The 16,898-nt window shown below is 73.0% G+C and carries 11 protein-coding genes, 3 tRNA genes and 1 pseudogene; 9 read left to right on the top strand and 6 right to left on the bottom strand.

Features of this window, described 5'->3' with window-relative positions; genetic code table 11:
- Positions 1-29 precede the first annotated feature (29 nt).
- From AB0O36_RS12430 to AB0O36_RS12445, 4 genes and pseudogenes are all read left to right on the top strand, one after another.
- Entirely contained in the window at positions 30-800 is a 771-nt protein-coding gene (locus tag AB0O36_RS12430; protein WP_365107968.1) for a glucose 1-dehydrogenase, read from the top strand.
- Between the two features lie 370 nt (positions 801-1,170).
- Complete coding sequence (locus AB0O36_RS12435; protein ID WP_365107971.1) at positions 1,171-3,258, top strand: molybdopterin oxidoreductase family protein; 2,088 nt, start codon at positions 1,171-1,173, stop codon at positions 3,256-3,258.
- A 221-nt stretch (positions 3,259-3,479) separates the two neighbouring features.
- A pseudogene (locus tag AB0O36_RS12440) lies at positions 3,480-4,646 on the top strand (RNA polymerase sigma factor); the annotation flags it as partial.
- A 41-nt stretch (positions 4,647-4,687) separates the two neighbouring features.
- Positions 4,688-5,206 carry a hypothetical protein gene (locus AB0O36_RS12445; protein WP_365107974.1) on the top strand — a complete coding sequence of 173 codons (519 nt, stop codon included), beginning with the start codon at positions 4,688-4,690 and terminating at the stop codon, positions 5,204-5,206.
- Positions 5,207-5,343: 137 nt separating this feature from the next.
- Here AB0O36_RS12445 and AB0O36_RS12450 read toward each other — a convergent pair whose 3' ends face one another.
- The 4 genes from AB0O36_RS12450 to AB0O36_RS12465 form a co-directional block, all read right to left on the bottom strand.
- Entirely contained in the window at positions 5,344-7,266 is a 1,923-nt protein-coding gene (locus AB0O36_RS12450) for an ABC transporter ATP-binding protein (RefSeq protein WP_365107977.1), read from the bottom strand.
- Positions 7,263-8,996, bottom strand: a complete 1,734-nt coding sequence (locus tag AB0O36_RS12455) for an ABC transporter ATP-binding protein (RefSeq protein WP_365107979.1) — start codon at positions 8,994-8,996, stop codon at positions 7,263-7,265. Before AB0O36_RS12455 ends, AB0O36_RS12450 begins: the two co-directional genes overlap by 4 nt.
- 195 nt (positions 8,997-9,191) lie before the next feature.
- Positions 9,192-10,652: an FGGY family carbohydrate kinase gene (locus tag AB0O36_RS12460; protein ID WP_365107982.1), complete on the bottom strand. Its 1,461-nt coding sequence runs from the start codon at positions 10,650-10,652 to the stop codon at positions 9,192-9,194.
- Between the two features lie 196 nt (positions 10,653-10,848).
- Positions 10,849-11,148, bottom strand: coding sequence for a YtxH domain-containing protein (locus AB0O36_RS12465; RefSeq protein WP_365107985.1), 300 nt, complete (start codon positions 11,146-11,148; stop codon positions 10,849-10,851).
- Positions 11,149-11,296: 148 nt separating this feature from the next.
- Here AB0O36_RS12465 and AB0O36_RS12470 point away from each other — a divergent pair.
- From AB0O36_RS12470 to AB0O36_RS12480, 3 genes are all read left to right on the top strand, one after another.
- Positions 11,297-11,369, top strand: a tRNA-Asn gene (locus AB0O36_RS12470).
- A 5-nt stretch (positions 11,370-11,374) separates the two neighbouring features.
- Positions 11,375-11,447, top strand: a tRNA-Asn gene (locus AB0O36_RS12475).
- A 198-nt stretch (positions 11,448-11,645) separates the two neighbouring features.
- Positions 11,646-11,719, top strand: a tRNA-Ile gene (locus tag AB0O36_RS12480).
- Between the two features lie 126 nt (positions 11,720-11,845).
- Here the strand turns inward: AB0O36_RS12480 and AB0O36_RS12485 are convergent.
- Complete coding sequence (locus AB0O36_RS12485) at positions 11,846-13,003, bottom strand: glutamate--cysteine ligase (RefSeq protein ID WP_365107988.1); 1,158 nt, start codon at positions 13,001-13,003, stop codon at positions 11,846-11,848.
- Between the two features lie 253 nt (positions 13,004-13,256).
- Here AB0O36_RS12485 and AB0O36_RS12490 point away from each other — a divergent pair, with 253 nt between their 5' ends.
- Positions 13,257-14,543, top strand: coding sequence for an MFS transporter (locus tag AB0O36_RS12490; RefSeq protein ID WP_365107992.1), 1,287 nt, complete (start codon positions 13,257-13,259; stop codon positions 14,541-14,543).
- A gap of 67 nt (positions 14,544-14,610) precedes the next feature.
- Here AB0O36_RS12490 and AB0O36_RS12495 read toward each other — a convergent pair whose 3' ends face one another.
- Positions 14,611-15,477, bottom strand: a complete 867-nt coding sequence (locus AB0O36_RS12495) for a hypothetical protein (RefSeq protein ID WP_365107995.1) — start codon at positions 15,475-15,477, stop codon at positions 14,611-14,613.
- A gap of 298 nt (positions 15,478-15,775) precedes the next feature.
- Here AB0O36_RS12495 and AB0O36_RS12500 point away from each other — a divergent pair, with 298 nt between their 5' ends.
- Complete coding sequence (locus AB0O36_RS12500) at positions 15,776-16,873, top strand: esterase-like activity of phytase family protein (RefSeq protein ID WP_365107998.1); 1,098 nt, start codon at positions 15,776-15,778, stop codon at positions 16,871-16,873.
- Positions 16,874-16,898: the final 25 nt, after the last annotated feature.

Consider the following 16,898-nt stretch of genomic DNA (forward strand, 5'->3'; position numbering starts at 1 on the left):
CTGTCTCGCGGACCGAAGGTTGGGAACCCATGGCTGTTGTTGATCTGAGTGGCAAGGTCGTCGTCGTCACCGGTGGCGCCCGGGGCCTGGGCGCGGCCGCCGCGCGCGCCGTGGTGGACGGCGGCGGCAAGGTGCTGATCACCGACGTGCTGGAGAAGGAGGGCGCGGAGACGGCCGCCGAGCTCGGCGACTCCGCCCGCTTCCTGAAGCACGACGTCACCAGCGAGAGCGACTGGCAGGCCGCCCTCGACCACGCGGTCGCCGAGTTCGGCCGGCTCGACGGCCTGGTCAACAACGCGGGCATAGCCACCGGCCAGTTCCTGGAGCACGAGAGCGTCGAGCACTTCCGCCGGTGCGTCGAGATCAACCTGGTCGGCGTGTTCATCGGCATCAAGGCCGCCATCCCGCTGATGCGGGCGAACGGCGGCGGCTCGATCGTCAACATCTCCTCCGCGGCCGGCCTCACCGGCCTCGCCCTGACCGCCGGGTACGGGGCCTCCAAGTGGGGCGTGCGCGGCCTGTCGAAGATCGGCGCGGTGGAGCTGGCCGAGGCGAAGATCCGGGTGAACTCGGTGCACCCGGGGATGACCCTGACCCCGATGACCGCCCCGGTCGGCATCCAGGCCGGTGAGGGCAACTACCCCGGCGCCCCCCTGGGCCGGGTCGGCGTACCGGAGGAGATCGCCGCCGCGGTCGCCTTCCTGCTCTCCGACTCCGCCGGCTACATGACGGGCTCGGAGCTGGCTGTCGACGGCGGCTGGACCGCCGGCCTCACGGTCCGCTACCTCACCGGCCAGTAGCCGGCCCCGCCCGCCGCCGCGCGGGCAGGCGTACCGCGCTGTGTGGCAGGCGTACCGCGCCGTGTGGGCAGGCGTGCCGCAGGGCGATGGGGGTCCCCCCCCTGCTTGAGCGCAGTCGAGAGCTCGGGGGAGGGTGGGCACACGGCCCCCCCCGCAGGCCTGCGCAGCCTCGCTTGTCCCCACCCGGCCCAGCGGCCGGACCCCGCCGAGCGGGAAACGGCCGGCTCCGGCCGAGCCGGGCCGGAAAGCCCAGCCGACCCGGCGGCGCGACACCGCTCACCGCCCGCCCGGCCAACCGCTGAGACCGACGTACAGGAGGCGTAACCCGCGGCGCCGGTCCGCGTAACACCACCGTTGCACGCTGAGCCGCATGCACACCACCGCGACCCACTGCCCGTACTGCGCGCTCCAGTGCGGAATGAACCTGAGGCCCACCGGGGACGGGACGGTCGCGGTGGAGGAACGCACGGACTTCCCGGTCAACCGGGGGGCCCTGTGCGGCAAGGGCCGCACCGCCCCCGCCGTGCTCTCCTCCCGGGTGCGCCTGACCGAGCCGCTCGTCCGTTCCCGCGCCACGGGCCGGCTCGAACCCGCCGGGTGGGAGGAGGCCCTCGACGTCGTCGCCGAGGGCCTCGCCCGGACCCGCGCGGCGCACGGCCCGGACGCGGTCGGCGTGTTCGGCGGCGGCGGACTCACCAACGAGAAGGCGTACTCGCTGGGGAAGTTCGCCCGGATCGCCCTGGGCACCTCCCAGATCGACTACAACGGCCGCTTCTGCATGTCCTCGGCCGCCGCCGCCCACCAGCGGGCCTTCGGCCTGGACCGGGGCCTGCCCTTCCCGCTGGAGGACGTCCCCCGGACCGGCTGCGTGATCCTGGTCGGCTCCAACCCCGCCGAGACCATGCCGCCCGCCCTGCGCTACTTCACCGAGCTGCGGGAGAACGGCGGCACCCTGATCGTCGTGGACCCGCGCCGCACCCGCACCGCGGCCCAGGCCGACCTGCACCTCGCCCCCCGCCCCGGCACCGACCTGGCCCTCGCCCTCGGCCTGCTCCACCTGGTGGTCGCCGAGGGCCGCACCGACGAGGAGTTCATCGCCGCCCGCACCACCGGCTGGGCGGAGACCCGGGCCGCCGCCATGGCCCACTGGCCCGAACACGTCGAGCGCGTCACCGGAGTCCCGGTCCCGAAACTCCGGGAAGCCGTCGAGCTCTTCTGCGCCCCGCCCACCGGCATGGTCCTCACCGCCCGCGGCCCGGAACAGCAGTCCAAGGGCACCGACACCGTCTCCGCGTGGATCAACCTCTGCCTGGCCACCGGCCGGGCCGGCCGTCCGTACTCCGGCTACGGCTGCCTCACCGGCCAGGGCAACGGCCAGGGCGGCCGCGAGCACGGCCAGAAGGCCGACCAGCTGCCCGGATACCGCAAGCTCACCGATCCCGCGGCCCGGGCCCACGTCGCCTCCGTCTGGGGCGTCGACCCCGACTCGCTCCCCGGGCCCGGCCGCAGCGCGTACGAACTCCTCGACGCGCTCGGCACGGACATCCGCGCCCTCCTCCTCATGGGCTCGAACCCGGTGGTCTCCGCCCCCCGGGCCGCCCACGTCGAATCCCGCATCCGCTCCCTGGACTTCCTCGCCGTCGCCGACGTCGTGCTCTCCGAGACCGCCCGGCTGGCCGACGTCGTCCTCCCCGTCACCCAGTGGGCGGAGGAGACCGGCACCACCACCAACCTGGAGGGCCGCGTGCTGCTCCGCCGCCGCGCCCTGACCCCGCCCCCCGGCGTCCGCGGCGACCTGGACGTGATGAGCGGGCTGGCCGCCCGACTCGGCGGCCCCGCCCTGGAGAAGTCCTTCCCCACATCCCCCGAGGAGGTCTTCGAGGAACTCCGCCGCGCCACCGCCGGCGCCCCCGCCGACTACTCGGGCATCTCCTACCGCTCCATCGAGGAGCAGGACGGCGTCTTCTGGCCCTGCTCCGACGGAAGTCCCGCGGCCGGCACCCCCCGCCTCTTCCTCGACCGCTTCGCCACCGACGACGGCCGCGCCCGCTTCACCCCGGTCTCCCACCGGGACGCGGCCGAACTCCCCGACGCCGACTACCCGCTGATCCTCACCACGGGCCGGGTGGTCGCCCAGTACCAGTCCGGGGCCCAGACCCGCCGCGTCGACGAACTCAACGCCGCCGCCCCCGGCCCCTTCGTGGAGCTCCACCCCCGGCTCGCCGCCCGCCTCGGCGCGGCCGAGGGCCGCCCGCTGGCCGTCGTGTCCCGCCGCGGCCGGGTCGTCGCCCCGGCCCGCATCACCGACACCATCCGCCCCGACACCGTCTTCATGCCCTTCCACTGGCCCGCCGGGGACCGCGCCAACATCCTCACCAACCCCGCCCTCGACCCGGTCTCCCGCATGCCGGAGTTCAAGACCTGCGCGGTCCGCGTGGAGCTCGCCGCCGAGGCGTGAAGGGGCCCGCGGCGCGGGCTCGTCCGCGGGGCTTCCCCGCGGGGCCGCCGCGCCGTAGGCGACTGCCGGATTCCGTCGGACGTGTGTGCGAGGCGCATCGGAGTTCCGGTCCGTGGGTAACCATCCGGTCACGCACCGGACGCAGAAAGTGCCCGCACGCCCCTCGTGGCGGTCATGTGTCGTACGCCACACTGAGTCGCGGTGCCTGAGTCCTCGGAGCCCTGGAGGTCGCCCCCGTGCAGACCCAGACCCTGACCGAAACCGCAGAGCACGCACCGCCCGTGGACGACGCCGAGCCCGAGGCGGAGCCCGAGGCCGATCCCGGCGCCGAGGACGGGCCCGACGCCCCGTCCCTGGACGCGGCCGCGGAATCGGACGCCGGCGCGGACGCGGACACGGACGAGGAGTCCGGTCCGCCGGACCCGGTCGAGCGGCTGCGGCAGCAGGGCCGGCGTACGGAGGCCGGCGGGGGCGGGGGGCCCTCCGCGGACCTGTTCCGGCAGTACCTGCGCGAGATAGGCCGCATACCGCTGCTCACCGCGGCGGAGGAGGTGGAGCTCGCCCGGCGCGTCGAAGCCGGGCTGTTCGCCGAGGAGAAGCTCGGCAGCACCCCCGACCTGGACTCGCAGCTCGCCGTGGACCTCGACAGGATCGTCGTCATGGGGCGGATGGCGAAACGGCGGCTGATCGAGGCCAACCTGCGCCTGGTCGTCTCCGTCGCGAAGCGGTACGTCGGCCGTGGCCTGACCATGCTGGACCTCGTCCAGGAGGGCAACCTCGGACTCATCCGCGCCGTCGAGAAGTTCGACTACGCACGCGGCTACAAGTTCTCCACCTACGCCACCTGGTGGATCCGCCAGGCCATGTCCCGCGCCCTGGCCGACCAGGCGCGCACCATACGCGTCCCCGTCCACGTGGTCGAGCTGATCAACCGGGTGGTCCGGGTGCAGCGCCGCATGCTCCAGGAACGCGGCTACGAGCCCACCCCCGAAGAGGTCGCCCTGCACCTGGAGCTGACCCCGGAACGGGTCAGCGAGGTCCTCCGGCTCGCCCAGGAACCCGTCTCGCTGCACGCGCCCGTCGGCGAGGAGGACGACGTCGCCCTCGGCGACCTGATCGAGGACGGGGACGCCGCGTCGCCCGTGGAGTCCGCCGCGTTCTTCCTGCTGCGCGAACACCTGGAGGCCGTGCTCTCCACCCTGGGAGAGCGGGAACGCAAGGTGGTCCAGCTCCGCTACGGCCTCGCCGACGGCCGCCCCCGCACCCTGGAGGAGATCGGCCGCATCTTCGGGGTCACCCGCGAACGCATCCGGCAGATCGAGTCCAAGACCCTCAACAAGCTCCGCGACCACGCCTTCGCCGACCAGCTCCGCGGCTACCTCGACTGACGACGGCGCGACAAGCACTCACGACGACGGGGGAGACGAGCATGAGGCGTGCACGTGCGGCGGGCACCGTCGCCGTGGTGCTGGCCGCGGCCGTGGCGCTGACCGGCTGCGAGGACCTCTCCGGGGACCCGAAGCCGGGCCCTTCGGCCAGCTCGAAGGGCACGGTGAAGCCCGGCCCGAAACCGGGCCCGAAGACCACGCCGCCCAAGTCGCCCAAGACTTCGAAGTCGCCCGGACCCGTGACGTCGCCACCCCCCGACGACCCGTCGCCGGGCGGGTGGGGGCAGAAGGGGCCGGCCACCCTCACCGGGTGCGGCACCTTCAAGTCCGGCTTCCAGTGCACCTTCCAGGGCGCCGACTTCAAACCGGGCGAGCGGATCCACCTCAGGCGGGAGGGGCAGACCACCGAGCACGTCTTCACGGCCGACAGCCGGGGCGGCTTCGTCATCAGCCCGGTCCACAACCCGAAGCCGGGGTCCTACACGTACACCGCGAGCGGCGAGGAGTCGGGCCTCCGGGCCACCACACAGGTCGAGGTCACCGCCGGAACCTTCGGCTGAGCCGGCGGGGTCGGGCGGGCCGGGCCGGCGCCCGCCCGGGCCGGCGTACGACGGCGGGGGCGGCAGCACGGTCCTGACCCGCGCTCCCGCCCCCGCTCCGTTCCGCCCGGCCGTACGGAATCCCGTACCGCGCGGGGTCAGTCGACCTCGGCCACCGCCTGGGCGAACTGGGCCGCGTACAGGCGGGCGTAGGCGCCGCCGGAGGACAACAGCTCCTCGTGCGTGCCCTGTTCCACGATCGATCCGTTCTCCATCACCAGGATCACGTCCGCGTCGCGGATCGTGGACAGGCGGTGCGCGATCACGAAGGACGTGCGGCCGTCCGACAGGCGGGCCATCGCCTTCTGGATCAGCACCTCGGTACGGGTGTCCACCGAGCTCGTCGCCTCGTCCAGCACCAGGATCACCGGCTCCGAGAGGAACGCCCGCGCGATCGTGATCAGCTGCTTCTCGCCCGCGCTGACGCCCGCGCCCTCGTCGTCCAGGACCGTGTCGTACCCGTCCGGCAGGGTGCGGACGAACCGGTCCGCGTGCGCGGCCTTCGCCGCCGCCTCGATCTCCTCGCGGGTCACCTCGCGCCGGGCGCCGTACGCGATGTTCTCCGCGATCGTGCCGCCGAACAGCCAGGTGTCCTGCAGCACCATGCCGATGGCGGCCCGCAGCTCCTCGCGCGTCATCCGCGCGACGTCCACCCCGTCCAGCGAGATCCGGCCGCCCGTCACCTCGTAGAACCGCATCAGCAGGTTCACCAGCGTGGTCTTGCCGGCGCCGGTCGGGCCGACGATCGCCACGGTCTGCCCGGGCTCCACCGCCAGCGACAGGTCCTCGATCAGCGGCTTGTCCGGCTCGTAGCGGAACGCCACCTTCTCCAGGGTCACCCGGCCGCGCACCCGCTCCGGGCGCTCCGGAACCTCGGGCTCCGGCTCCTGCTCGGCCGCGTCCAGCAGCTCGTACACGCGCTCCGCCGACGCGACCCCGGACTGCACCAGGTTCGCCATCGACGCCACCTGCGACAGCGGCATCGAGAACTGCCGCGAGTACTGGATGAACGCCTGCACGTCGCCGATCGACAGGGTGCCCGAGGCCACCCGCAGACCGCCGACGACCGCCACCAGCACGTAGTTGATGTTCGACACGAAGAACATCACCGGCTGCATGATGCCGCTGACGAACTGCGCCTTGAAACTCGCCCGGTACAGCGCCTCGTTCTGCTCGGCGAAGGCGTCCGCGGACTCCTGCTGACGGCCGAAGACCTTCACCAGCGTGTGGCCCGAGTACATCTCCTCGATGTGCGCGTTCAGCGCGCCCGTGGCCTTCCACTGCGCCACGAACTCAGGCTGCGACCGCTTGCCGATCTTCGCCGCTATGACCACCGACACCGGCACGGTCACCAGCGCGACCAGCGCCAGCAGCGGCGAGATCCAGAACATCATCGCCAGTACGCCGACGATGGTGAGCAGCGAGTTCAGCAGCTGCCCCATCGTCTGCTGGAGCGTCTGCCCGATGTTGTCGATGTCGTTCGTCGCCCGGCTCAGCACCTCGCCGCGCTTCTGCTGGTCGAAGTACGACAGCGGCAGCCGCGACAGCTTCGCCTGCAGCTCCTCGCGCATCCGGAACACGGTGCCGTTCATCACGTGGTTCGACAGCCGGGTCGCCACCAGCATCAGCAGGCCGGCCAGTGCGAACACCACCAGGGCCCAGACCGCCACCACGCCGACCGCACCGAAGTCGATGCCCTGGCCGGGGGTGAAGTCGGTACCGGAGAGCATGTCCGCCGCGCCGTCCTCGCCGCGGGCGCGCATCCCTTCCAGCGCCTGTTCCTTGGTGATCCCGGCCGGCATCTCCCGGCCCACGATCCCCGCGAACACCAGGTCCGTGGCATGGCCGAGGATCTTCGGCCCGATCACGGTCAGCGCGACGCTGCCGACCGTGGCGGCGACCATGCCCCACAGCTTCGCCCGGTCCACGGCGATCTGCCGCAGCAGCCGCCTGCCCGAGGTCTTGAAGTCGAGGGCGCCCTGGCCCGACCCCATCATCATCCGTCCGCCGGGCCCGCTCATGCGGCTTCCGCCTCCGTCAGCTGGGAGAGCACGATCTCCCGGTAGGTCTCGTTGCCTGCCATCAGCTCGTGGTGCCGGCCCACGCCCACGACCTGGCCCTCGTCCAGGACCACGATCCGGTCGGCGTCCCGGATGGTCGACACCCGCTGGGCCACGATCACCACGGTGGCCTCCTCCGTCTCGCGGGCCAGCGCCGCGCGCAGCGCCGCGTCCGTCGCGTAGTCGAGCGCCGAGAAGGAGTCGTCGAACAGGTAGATCTCCGGCTGCTGCACCAGCGTGCGGGCGATCGCCAGCCGCTGCCGCTGCCCGCCGGAGACGTTCGTCCCGCCCTGGGTGATCGGCGCGTCCAGGCCGCCCTCCAGCGCCTCCACGAAGTCGCGCGCCTGGGCCACCTCCAGCGCCCGCCACAGCTGCTCGTCGGTGGCGTCGGGCCGGCCGTACCGCAGGTTCGAGGCGACCGTCCCGGAGAACAGGTACGGCTTCTGCGGGACCATGCCCACCGTCCGTGCCAGCAGCACCGGATCGATGCGGCGTACGTCCTCACCGTCGACCAGCACCTCGCCGCCGGTCGCGTCGAACAGCCGGGGCACCAGCCCCAGCAGCGTGGACTTGCCGCTGCCGGTGGAGCCGATCACCGCGGTGGTCTCCCCGGGGCGGGCCACCAGGTCCACCCCCCGCAGCACCGGCGCCTCGGCGCCCGGATAGCGGAAGTCGGTGCCGCGCAGCTCCAGCAGCCCGCGGCGGTCCAGCGCGCGCACCGGGTCGGCCGGCGGGACGACGCTGGAGCTGGTGTCGAGGACCTCCTGGATGCGCTCCGCGCACACCTCGGCCCGCGGCACCATCATGAACATGAAGGTGGCCATCATCACGGCCATGACGATCTGCATCAGATAGGCCAGGAAGGCCGTCAGCTGGCCGATCTCCATCGCGCCGCTGTCGATGCGCATCGCGCCGAACCACACCACGGCCACGCTGGAGAAGTTGATCACCACGATGACCGTCGGGAACATCAGCGCCAGCCACCGGCCGGACGCCAGGGAGACCTCGGTCAGCTCGGTGTTGGCCTTCCGGAACCGGTCCTTCTCGTAGTCGTCGCGCACGAAGGCCCGGATCACCCGGTTGCCGGTGATCTGCTCGCGCAGCACCCGGTTCACCGTGTCCAGCCGCACCTGCATCTGCCGGAACAGCGGGCGGGTCTTCATCACGATCGCGCCGACCGAGATGCCGAGCACCGGGACCACCGCGATCAGCACGCTCGACAGGGGGACGTCCAGGGACAGCGCCATCGCGATGCCGCCGACGCACATGATCGGCGCCGACACCATCAGGGTGAACGCCATCAGCACCAGCATCTGGACCTGCTGGACGTCATTGGTGGTGCGGGTGATCAGCGAGGGGGCGCCGAACTGGCCGAGCTCCCGGGAGGAGAAGCTCTGCACCCGGTCGAAGACGGCCGCGCGGACGTCCCGGCCGAGGCACGCCGCGGTCCGGGCGCCGTAGTAGACGGCGCCGGTGTTGCAGACCAGCTGGACCAGCGACACCCCGAGCATCAGCGCGCCGAAGCCCAGGATGTAGCCGGTGTCGCCGTTGACGACACCGTTGTCGATGATGTCGGCGTTCAGTGTGGGGAGGTACAGGCTCGCGCTGGTCTGGAGCAGTTGCAGCAGCACCAGCAGGCCGATGGGTTTCCGGTACGGACCGAGATGGGTCCGCAGAAGTCGTATGAGCACGCGCGAGGCTCCGGGTCGGCAAGATCGGGGGTCACCCCATCTTCGGGCACCCGCCCTTCCGATCCCCACTCTTTTTCGCAAAGCCGGTCCAAAAGGAGGACCGGCCCCGGCCCCGGGCCCCGGCCGTGAGACCTGGGTCACGCGCCCGCCGCCGTTGTTGCCGTGCCCGGTGCCGCGGCCGCCACCGCACCGCTGCTACTGCGGGTGCTGCTGCACCGCGAACGCGCCCGGGTGGATCGACTCCCGGGTGGCGACGTACTGCTGCCGCACCGCCTGCCAGGCCGGCAGGTCCTCGTCCGGGTCGAGGACCTGGGCCGCAGCCGCGGGCCACACCGGAGGCGTGTGCGGGGCCAGCGCGCCCTGCGCCACGCCCAGCGCCCACGCCGCCTGCCGGGCCGCGCCCAGCGCCGCGTAGTCCGCCGGCTGCGGGACCACCACCTGGGTGCCGAACAGCCCCGGCGCCGCCGCCTGTACGGCGGGCAGCCCGGCCGCCGCACCCAGCAGGAACACCCGCCGGATCGCGACCCCGCGGGTCCGCAGCACGTCCAGGGCGTCCGCCAGCCCGCACAGCATGCCCTCGAACGCCGCCCGCGCCAGGTGCTCCGGCTTCATCGAGTCCCGGCGCAGCCCGGCCAGGGTGCCGGCGGTGTGCGGGAGGTACGGGGTCCGCTCGCCCTCCAGGTAGGGGAGCAGGACCAGCCCGTGGGCGCCCGGCGTGGACTTCAGCGCGAGCTCGCTCAGCCCCTCCAGGTCCGTGCCCAGCATGTCGGCGGTGCCGCGCAGGGCCCGTACGGCGTTGGAGACGTTCACCACCGGCAGGTGCATGCCGGAGGCGTCGGCCAGCGAGGTGATCAGCCCGCCCGGCTCGGCCAGCGCCTCGTGGTGCACGGCCATCACCGAACCGGAGGCCCCCAGCGAGACCACGGCGTCGCCCGGCCCCACGCCCAGGCCCAGCGCGGCGGCCATGGTCTCGCCGGTGCCCGCGGAGATCAGCAGCCCCTCCGGGGTGGTGCCGGCGGCGTCGGCCGGGCCGAGCACCTCCGGCAGCACCGCCCGGTGGCCGAGCGCGAGCTCGACCAGGTCGGGACGGTAGGAACCGGTGGCCGCCGACCACCAGCCGGTGCCGGAGGCCCCGCCCCGGTCGGTGGTGCGCCGGGCCGGCCGGCCCAGCAGCTGCCAGACCAGCCAGTCGTGCGGCTGCATCAGTACGGCGACCCGGCGGGCCGCGTCCGGCTCGGTCCGGGCCAGCCAGGCCAGCTTCGCCAGCGGCTGGGTGTGCTGCGGGACGGATCCGACGGCCTCGGCCCAGGCGGCCCGGCCGCCCAGCCGCTCCACCAGGTCGGCGGCGGCCACCTGCGCCCGCTTGTCGTTGCCGACCAGGGCCGGACGGACCAGCGCCCCCTGCGCGTCCAGCGGCAGCAGCGCGCGCTGCTGCGCCGACACGCCGATGGCCTGGACGCCTTCGAGGATCCCGCCGCCGGCCGCCTCGCCCAGCGAGAGCAGCCAGCTCTGGGGGTCGGTCTCGTACGGGTCGGTGTCGGCCGGCTGCTGCGGATGGGGCGCGTACCCCTGGCGCAGCACCGCGCCCGTTTCCGAGTCACAGACGACGATGCGAGTGAAGGCGGAAGAGCTGTCCAGCCCGGCGACTATCCCCATGCGGAGAATTCTGCCGCAGCCGCCGCGCCCGGCGCACCGGCCGGGCGCCCCGCCGGGCCCCGGTCCCGCGGATCCGGGCCCCGGCGGGGCGCCCCGGGCCCTGCGTACCGCCGCGGGCCGCGCGCGCCGTTCCCGTGCCCCGAGCGCCGTTCCGGTGCCCCGCGCGCCGTTCCGGGGGCGGGGCCTGCGGACCGCCTCAGGTGTTGCTGGTGCCCCAGTCGTCGTCGATCCCGTGCTGCCGGTCGCGCAGCGACCGCACCCGCCGGGCCACCGGCTCGGGCAGGGAGTCCCCGATGCGGCCGCCCACCGCGGAGACCGCCTTGCCCGCGTACTGCCGCGAGGTCTGCCCGGCCTGCTCGGCGGCGTTCCGCACCACCGGGTTCTGCGCCAGCTCCCGTGCGGACTTCCTCAGCTGCTCGTAACGCTCCCGCCCCGCACGCGTCCCGAGGACGTACCCGAGGGCGAGTCCGACGGCGAACGTGACCTTGTAGCGCATGCCCTGCCACCCTTCGTCGATTCGGTGCCCGGCCTGCTCTCGATACCGATTGGCGGAGCACCCCCCTGCTTGCGCTAATCTATGTCTCGCAGCGAGCGACCGCTCACCGGCGAGGCCGGAGGTGGGTCTGTTCGGTGCAACGCAGCAATCCCCTGTAGCTCAATTGGCAGAGCAGCCGGCTGTTAACCGGCAGGTTACTGGTTCGAGTCCAGTCGGGGGAGCGCGATCCCCTGTAGCTCAATTGGCAGAGCATTCGGCTGTTAACCGGAGGGTTGCTGGTTCGAGTCCAGCCGGGGGAGCGATCAGGAAGAGGACCCCCGAGTGGGTCCTCTTCTTTTTTCTGTCGTTTTTTCTGCCCGCTCCTGGAACCAGGCAGCCCTGACAGCGGTCTCACCGGTCAGACGCGGCCGATCATGCGAGGCACACGGAGCAGGAGATCGTATGAGCGGCTATGCTGCGGCAGACGGCGCGCACACATGTACGCGCCACGCCGTGGAGGGGCGGTAGCTCAGCCGGTTAGAGCAGCGGACTCATAATCCGTCGGCCGTGGGTTCGAGTCCCACCCGCCCCACCGTAAGCCGCAGGTGCAGAAACGATTGCACCTGCGGCTTTGGCGTTCCCGGGGGGTTCCGCCGGTGCGCCGCCGGTGTTCCGTCGGCGTGCCGTTCCGGAAGCCGGGGCGCGCAGGCGTACGGCTTCAGAGCTTTTCCGTCTCCTCCGCCAGATGGCGCAGTACGTCCGTCAGCTCGTGGCGGCGGGCGTAGGCGGCGCGTTGGCGGTGGGCGCCCGAGCCGTCGCGCAGCAGGGAGGTCAGGGTGTCGGCCGCGTGGTCCAGGTCGCCCGAGGCGGCGAGTTCCGGGCCCACGTGGTCGAGCAGGGCCTCCGCCAGGTCGGCGGCGGGGAGTTCGGCGCCCGTGTACGGGTCCAGGCCGAAGCCCTCCAGGCCGTCGTGGGCCGCCCGCCAGCGGGCCAGGCGCAGGACCTCGTCCCGGGCCTCCTTGGCAGGGTGCCCCTCGTCGATCTCGCGCAGGGCGGTGGCCACCAGTGCGCGGGCGAGTTCCGCCTGCAGTACGGCGGTCTCGATGCCGGGGGACATGTCGGGCGCCCGGATCTCGAGCGTCGGCCAGTTCCCGGAGGGGCGGAGGTCCCAGTAGACCATCTTGGTGTCGAGCGCCGCCCCGGAGCCGAGCAGTGCCTGCACCGAGCGGCGGTAGTGGGCGGTGGACGTGAAGTGCGGCGGGAGTCCCGCCGAGGGCCAGGCGGACCAGGCCATCGCCCGCCAGCTGGCATGACCCGTGTCGCGCCCTTGCCAGAAGGGCGAGTTGGCCGCCAGCGCGATCAGGGTGGGCAGCCACGGCCGGACCCGGTTGGCCACGGCCACCGCGGAATCCACGTCGAGGGTGCCGATGTGGATGTGCCGGCCGCAGCCGACCAGGGTGTCGGTCAGGGCGCCGAACCGCCGGTGCTGTTCGCGCTGGCGCGGCTCGTCGTCGGTCAGGTGCAGCGGCCCGTCCAGGGCCACCACCGGGGACGGGCTGGCCAGCAGCCGGCAGCCGTGCGCCCGGGCCGCGTCGGCGAGGCCGCGCCGGAGCGCGGCGAGCTGCTCGCGCAGGGTGCCGGCCGAGTCGGCGATCGGGGTGGAGATCTCCACCTGGTAGCGGGTGCCCTCGGCGTGCAGCCGCGGCGTCGAACCGCCGGCGGTGTCGAGGACGAGCGGCGCGGCCGGGACCACCTTGAACGTGCGGGCGTCGACGAGCAGGAACTCCTCCTCGACCCCGACGGTGAGCGGGACCGTACCGGTCCGCCCCCGTGGATGAAGCGTGTTGCTCGCTGTTCCTTTGCCAGGTTCGATCACTACGCCTCCCTGGACATGCACGTCTTTTCATCATGGGCTGAGGGGAGGCGGGTAACCCCTGTCGATTCGGTCAAATGTCCGGAGGCGGTGGCGCGTTACCGGCCGGACGGGGTAAGGGGAGGGGTCCCCGGGTCCGGTGTGCGGGCGGTACGGGCGAGTGTCCGGTGGGACGGGGCCGGCGGTCGGGTGCGGGCCGGTGTTCCGAGGGCTGGAATTCGATCCGGCTCCGAAGGGGGTCCGGTTACCATCCCGTGTGACTGGTACGACCTCCTCCACCGAGCCGGACGATCCGGCCGCCGCCCCCGCGCGGCGGCGCATATTCGCCGACCTGACGCCGCTGCGCGTGTCGCCCGACTACCGGCGGCTGTGGATCGGCAACACGGTCTCCTGGATGGGTTCGGCGATGACCAACTTCGCCGTCGCGCTCCAGGTCTACGACATCACCAGGTCCAGCTTCTCGGTCGGCCTCGTCGGCCTGTGCTCGCTCGTCCCGCTGGTCTTCTTCGGCCTCTACGGCGGTGCCGTCGCCGACTCCGTCGACCGCCGCAAGCTCGGTCTGTACAGCTCGAGCGGCCTGGCCGCGCTCTCGGTGCTGCTCGCCGCGGCAGCCCTGTCCGGGTTCCACCAGGTCTGGCTGCTCTACACCGTCGTCGCGCTCCAGTCGATCTGCGGGTCGCTCAACTCGCCCGCCCGCTCGGCCATGGTCCCCAGGCTGCTGCCGACCGAGCTGCTGCCCGCCGCCAACGCGCTGCAGTCGGTGACCACCACCTCCGGTTTCGTGGTCGGCCCGGCGCTGGGCGGTGTGGTCGTCGGCCTCTTCGGCTTCCAGGCGGCCTACCTGATCGACGCCGTCGCCTTCTCCGGCGCCCTCTACGCCATGTGGCGGCTGCCCTCGATGCTGCCGGACCGCGCCGAGGGCAAGCGGGGCCGGGCGTCCGTACTGGACGGGCTGCGCTTCCTCGCCACCCGCCCCAACGTCCGGATGACCTTCTTCTCCGACATGTGCGCCATGGTGCTGGCCCAGCCGAAGGCGCTGTTCCCGGCCATCGCCGTGGGCTGGTACGCCGGCGACGCCGAGATCGCCGGCCTGCTCGGCGGCGCGACCGCGGCCGGTGCGCTGCTCGGCGGGCTGTTCTCCGGCTGGCAGAGCCGGATCCGCCGGCACGGGCTGGCGATCCTGCTGTCGGTGGCCGGCTGGGGCCTGGCGATCGCCGTGTTCGGACTGACCCGGAACCTGTGGCTCGGGATGTTCTTCCTGGCCCTGGCCGGCTGGATGGACACCGTGTCGATGGTGTTCCGCACCACGATGCTGCAGGCCGCCACCCCCGACGACATGCGCGGCCGGCTGCAGGGCGTGTTCATCGTGGTCGTGGTGGGCGGGCCGCGCCTGGGCGACTTCCTGGCCGGGTCGGTCGCCGACCTGACCACGCCGACCCTCGCGATCACCGGCGGCGGCCTCGCCTGTGCCGTGGCCGTGGGCCTGCTCGCCCTCCGCTGGCGCGGCTTCGCCCGCTACGACGCGCGGTCGCCGGAGGCGTAGCGGGCGAAGGCGTTGGGGACGGGCAGGGCCCGGGGCCGGGCACGTTCCCGTGGCCGGCCGTGCGTCCTCACCCGCCGTTGCTCCACGCCTCCCTCGCGGGGTTCGAGTCCTTCAGGCGCTCGATCTGGGAGCGCCACGCCCGGGCGCGGGCGCCGGTGGACTCCTTGGCCTTCGCGGTGAGTTCCCGCGCGGCGCCGAAGTGCCGGGAGCCCGGCCCGTCGGCGGCCAGGCGGCTGACCGTCCTGGTGCGTGCGTCGATGGCCGCACGGAGACTGCCGCTGCCGGTGAGTCGGCCGAGGCTGACGAACTCCGGCTCGTCCCCGCCGAACCAGGTCTGCTGCCACCACTGGTCGGTGGCCGGGTCGCGCCAGCTGATGTACCCGCCGGGCAGCACCTGCCGGGGCGCCTTGACGTGGCCGCCGAAGCTGTAGCGGACGCCGTCGACGGCCACCGGGTCGTAGAAGCGCGGGGTGAAGAAGTCCGAGACGAGCATGCCGTTGACGGTGTATCCGAACTGCACGGCCTCCGAGGGGTCGGCGACCTCGACGAGGAACTCGACCTGCCCCTGGTCGGGGTGCGGTGACCGGCCGGAGACCAGGCGGTTCCCGAACGGGTCGGCGCACATCTCCAGCATCTCGTGGCTCGCCGTGAGCGACCAGCTGTCGCTGAACTCGATGAGGGAGAACGGCTGGCCGTTGTCGTCGGTGTGGTAGCCCGCGGCGTCGGGGACGTCGTCGACCACGATCAGCGGCCAGTACCCCACGGGCACGTCTTCGAGGCGGTCGAAGGCGTCCACGGTCGCGTCGACCTGCCACAGGGGGCCGAAGTCACGGGTGACCTGCTTCTGGAGCGCGGCGGCCACCCGGTTGAGCTGCGAGGCGTTGATCGTGTGGGCGCGGGTCTCGGACACCAGGGCGAGCTGGGTGATCAGCATCGGCACGGCTGCCTTTCGTTCGGGACGGCGCCCCGAGCTTCGCCCCGGACCGGGCCCGTGCTGCCCGCGCGGGCCGGGACGCGCGGTGTGTCTCAGCCGATCGGTGCACGTCTTTGGACCGGCCGGGGGGAGAAGTTGGCGAGTTCGTTTCCATCGTGTTGCACGGTCTTCCTCTTTGTTTCGAATCGTCATATGACAGTGCGGCAGGTTTTGCCATCCCGGGCCGTCCCGGCCCATCCCGATCCAGGCCGGCCCGGGCCGTCCCGTCTCCGTCCCCGACTCCAGGAGGAAGGCCGCCATGCGCCTTCGTACGATCGCCGCCACCGCCGTGGCCACCGCCGCGCTCTCGGGCGTGCTCGTCCAGCCCGCCGGAGCGTCCCAGCCCGCCGGCGGCGCCGCCTCCCGCGCCTGCTCCCCGTACCTCTCCGTGGCGGGCTACTCCGACGCGCTCGACAAGACCAGCGTCGACGGCCGCCTGGTCGGCGGGATCTCCGGGATCGCCGTCGACCAGGACGGCAGCATCGCCGCCGTCTCCGACCGCTCGGCCCTGTTCAAGCTGAGGACCGCCCGCGGGAACACCCCCGCGGCCACCGCGACCGCGCAGCTCCCGATCACCGACGGCGCCGGCAGGCCGGTGGACTCCGAGGGCATCGCGGTCGACCGGGACGGGTCCTACCTGATCACCGACGAGTTCGCCCCGGCGATCAACCGGTACAGCCGGACCGGCCGGCTCATCGGCACCCTGCCCGTGCCCGAGGACTTCCGGCTCGCCGCGCAGGGCGGCCGCGCCACCGCCAACCAGACCTTCGAGTCGCTGACCCTGCTGCCCGGCGGCAACACCCTGGTCGCCGGCGTCGAGGGCCCGCTCGCCGGGGACGGCACGGACGCGCAGGGCCGCACCCTGCAGCGCATCCAGACCTGGGAGCGGCGCGGCAACGGGGAGTTCGTCCTCGGACGGCAGTACGCGTACGCCGTGGACCCCGGTCACGGCCTGGTCGAACTGGCCCCCACCCGGGACGGCCGGCTGATCGTGCTGGAGCGCGGCTTCACCCAGAGCTTCGCCATCACCGTGCGGCTGTACGTCGCCGACCCGCTGCTCGCCACCGACACCCGCCGGGTCGCGCAGCTGAAGGAGGGGCCGGGGCTGAGGACCGCCCGCAAGACCCTGATCGGCGACTTCGACACCTGCCCCACCCTCGGTGCGCCGTCGAAGCTGCCGCAGAACCACCCGCTGGTCGACAACGTCGAGGCGATGGCGGTGACCGGGCACGAGGGCGGGCGCCTGCGGCTGCTGCTCGCCAGCGACGACAACGAGCGGCCGGAGCAGATCACCCGCCTCTACGCGATGGACGTACGGCTGCCCGCGCGCGGCTCCGGCGGCCCGTCCGCGCACTGACCCCGCGGGCACCGGCCCGGCTTGT

Source organism: Streptomyces sp. NPDC089799, assembly GCF_040684755.1.
GTDB lineage: Bacteria > Actinomycetota > Actinomycetes > Streptomycetales > Streptomycetaceae > Streptomyces.

Bases quoted from the DNA above. Each gene is read 5' to 3' on its own strand.
- AB0O36_RS12430 (WP_365107968.1), top strand. From the start codon at position 30: ATGGCTGTTGTTGATCTGAGTGGCAAGGTCGTCGTCGTCACCGGTGGC.
- AB0O36_RS12435 (WP_365107971.1), top strand. From the start codon at position 1,171: ATGCACACCACCGCGACCCACTGCCCGTACTGCGCGCTCCAGTGCGGA.
- AB0O36_RS12445 (WP_365107974.1), top strand. From the start codon at position 4,688: ATGAGGCGTGCACGTGCGGCGGGCACCGTCGCCGTGGTGCTGGCCGCG.
- AB0O36_RS12450 (WP_365107977.1), bottom strand. From the start codon at position 7,266: ATGAGCGGGCCCGGCGGACGGATGATGATGGGGTCGGGCCAGGGCGCC.
- AB0O36_RS12460 (WP_365107982.1), bottom strand. From the start codon at position 10,652: ATGGGGATAGTCGCCGGGCTGGACAGCTCTTCCGCCTTCACTCGCATC.
- AB0O36_RS12465 (WP_365107985.1), bottom strand. From the start codon at position 11,148: ATGCGCTACAAGGTCACGTTCGCCGTCGGACTCGCCCTCGGGTACGTC.
- AB0O36_RS12495 (WP_365107995.1), bottom strand. From the start codon at position 15,477: ATGCTGATCACCCAGCTCGCCCTGGTGTCCGAGACCCGCGCCCACACG.
- AB0O36_RS12500 (WP_365107998.1), top strand. From the start codon at position 15,776: ATGCGCCTTCGTACGATCGCCGCCACCGCCGTGGCCACCGCCGCGCTC.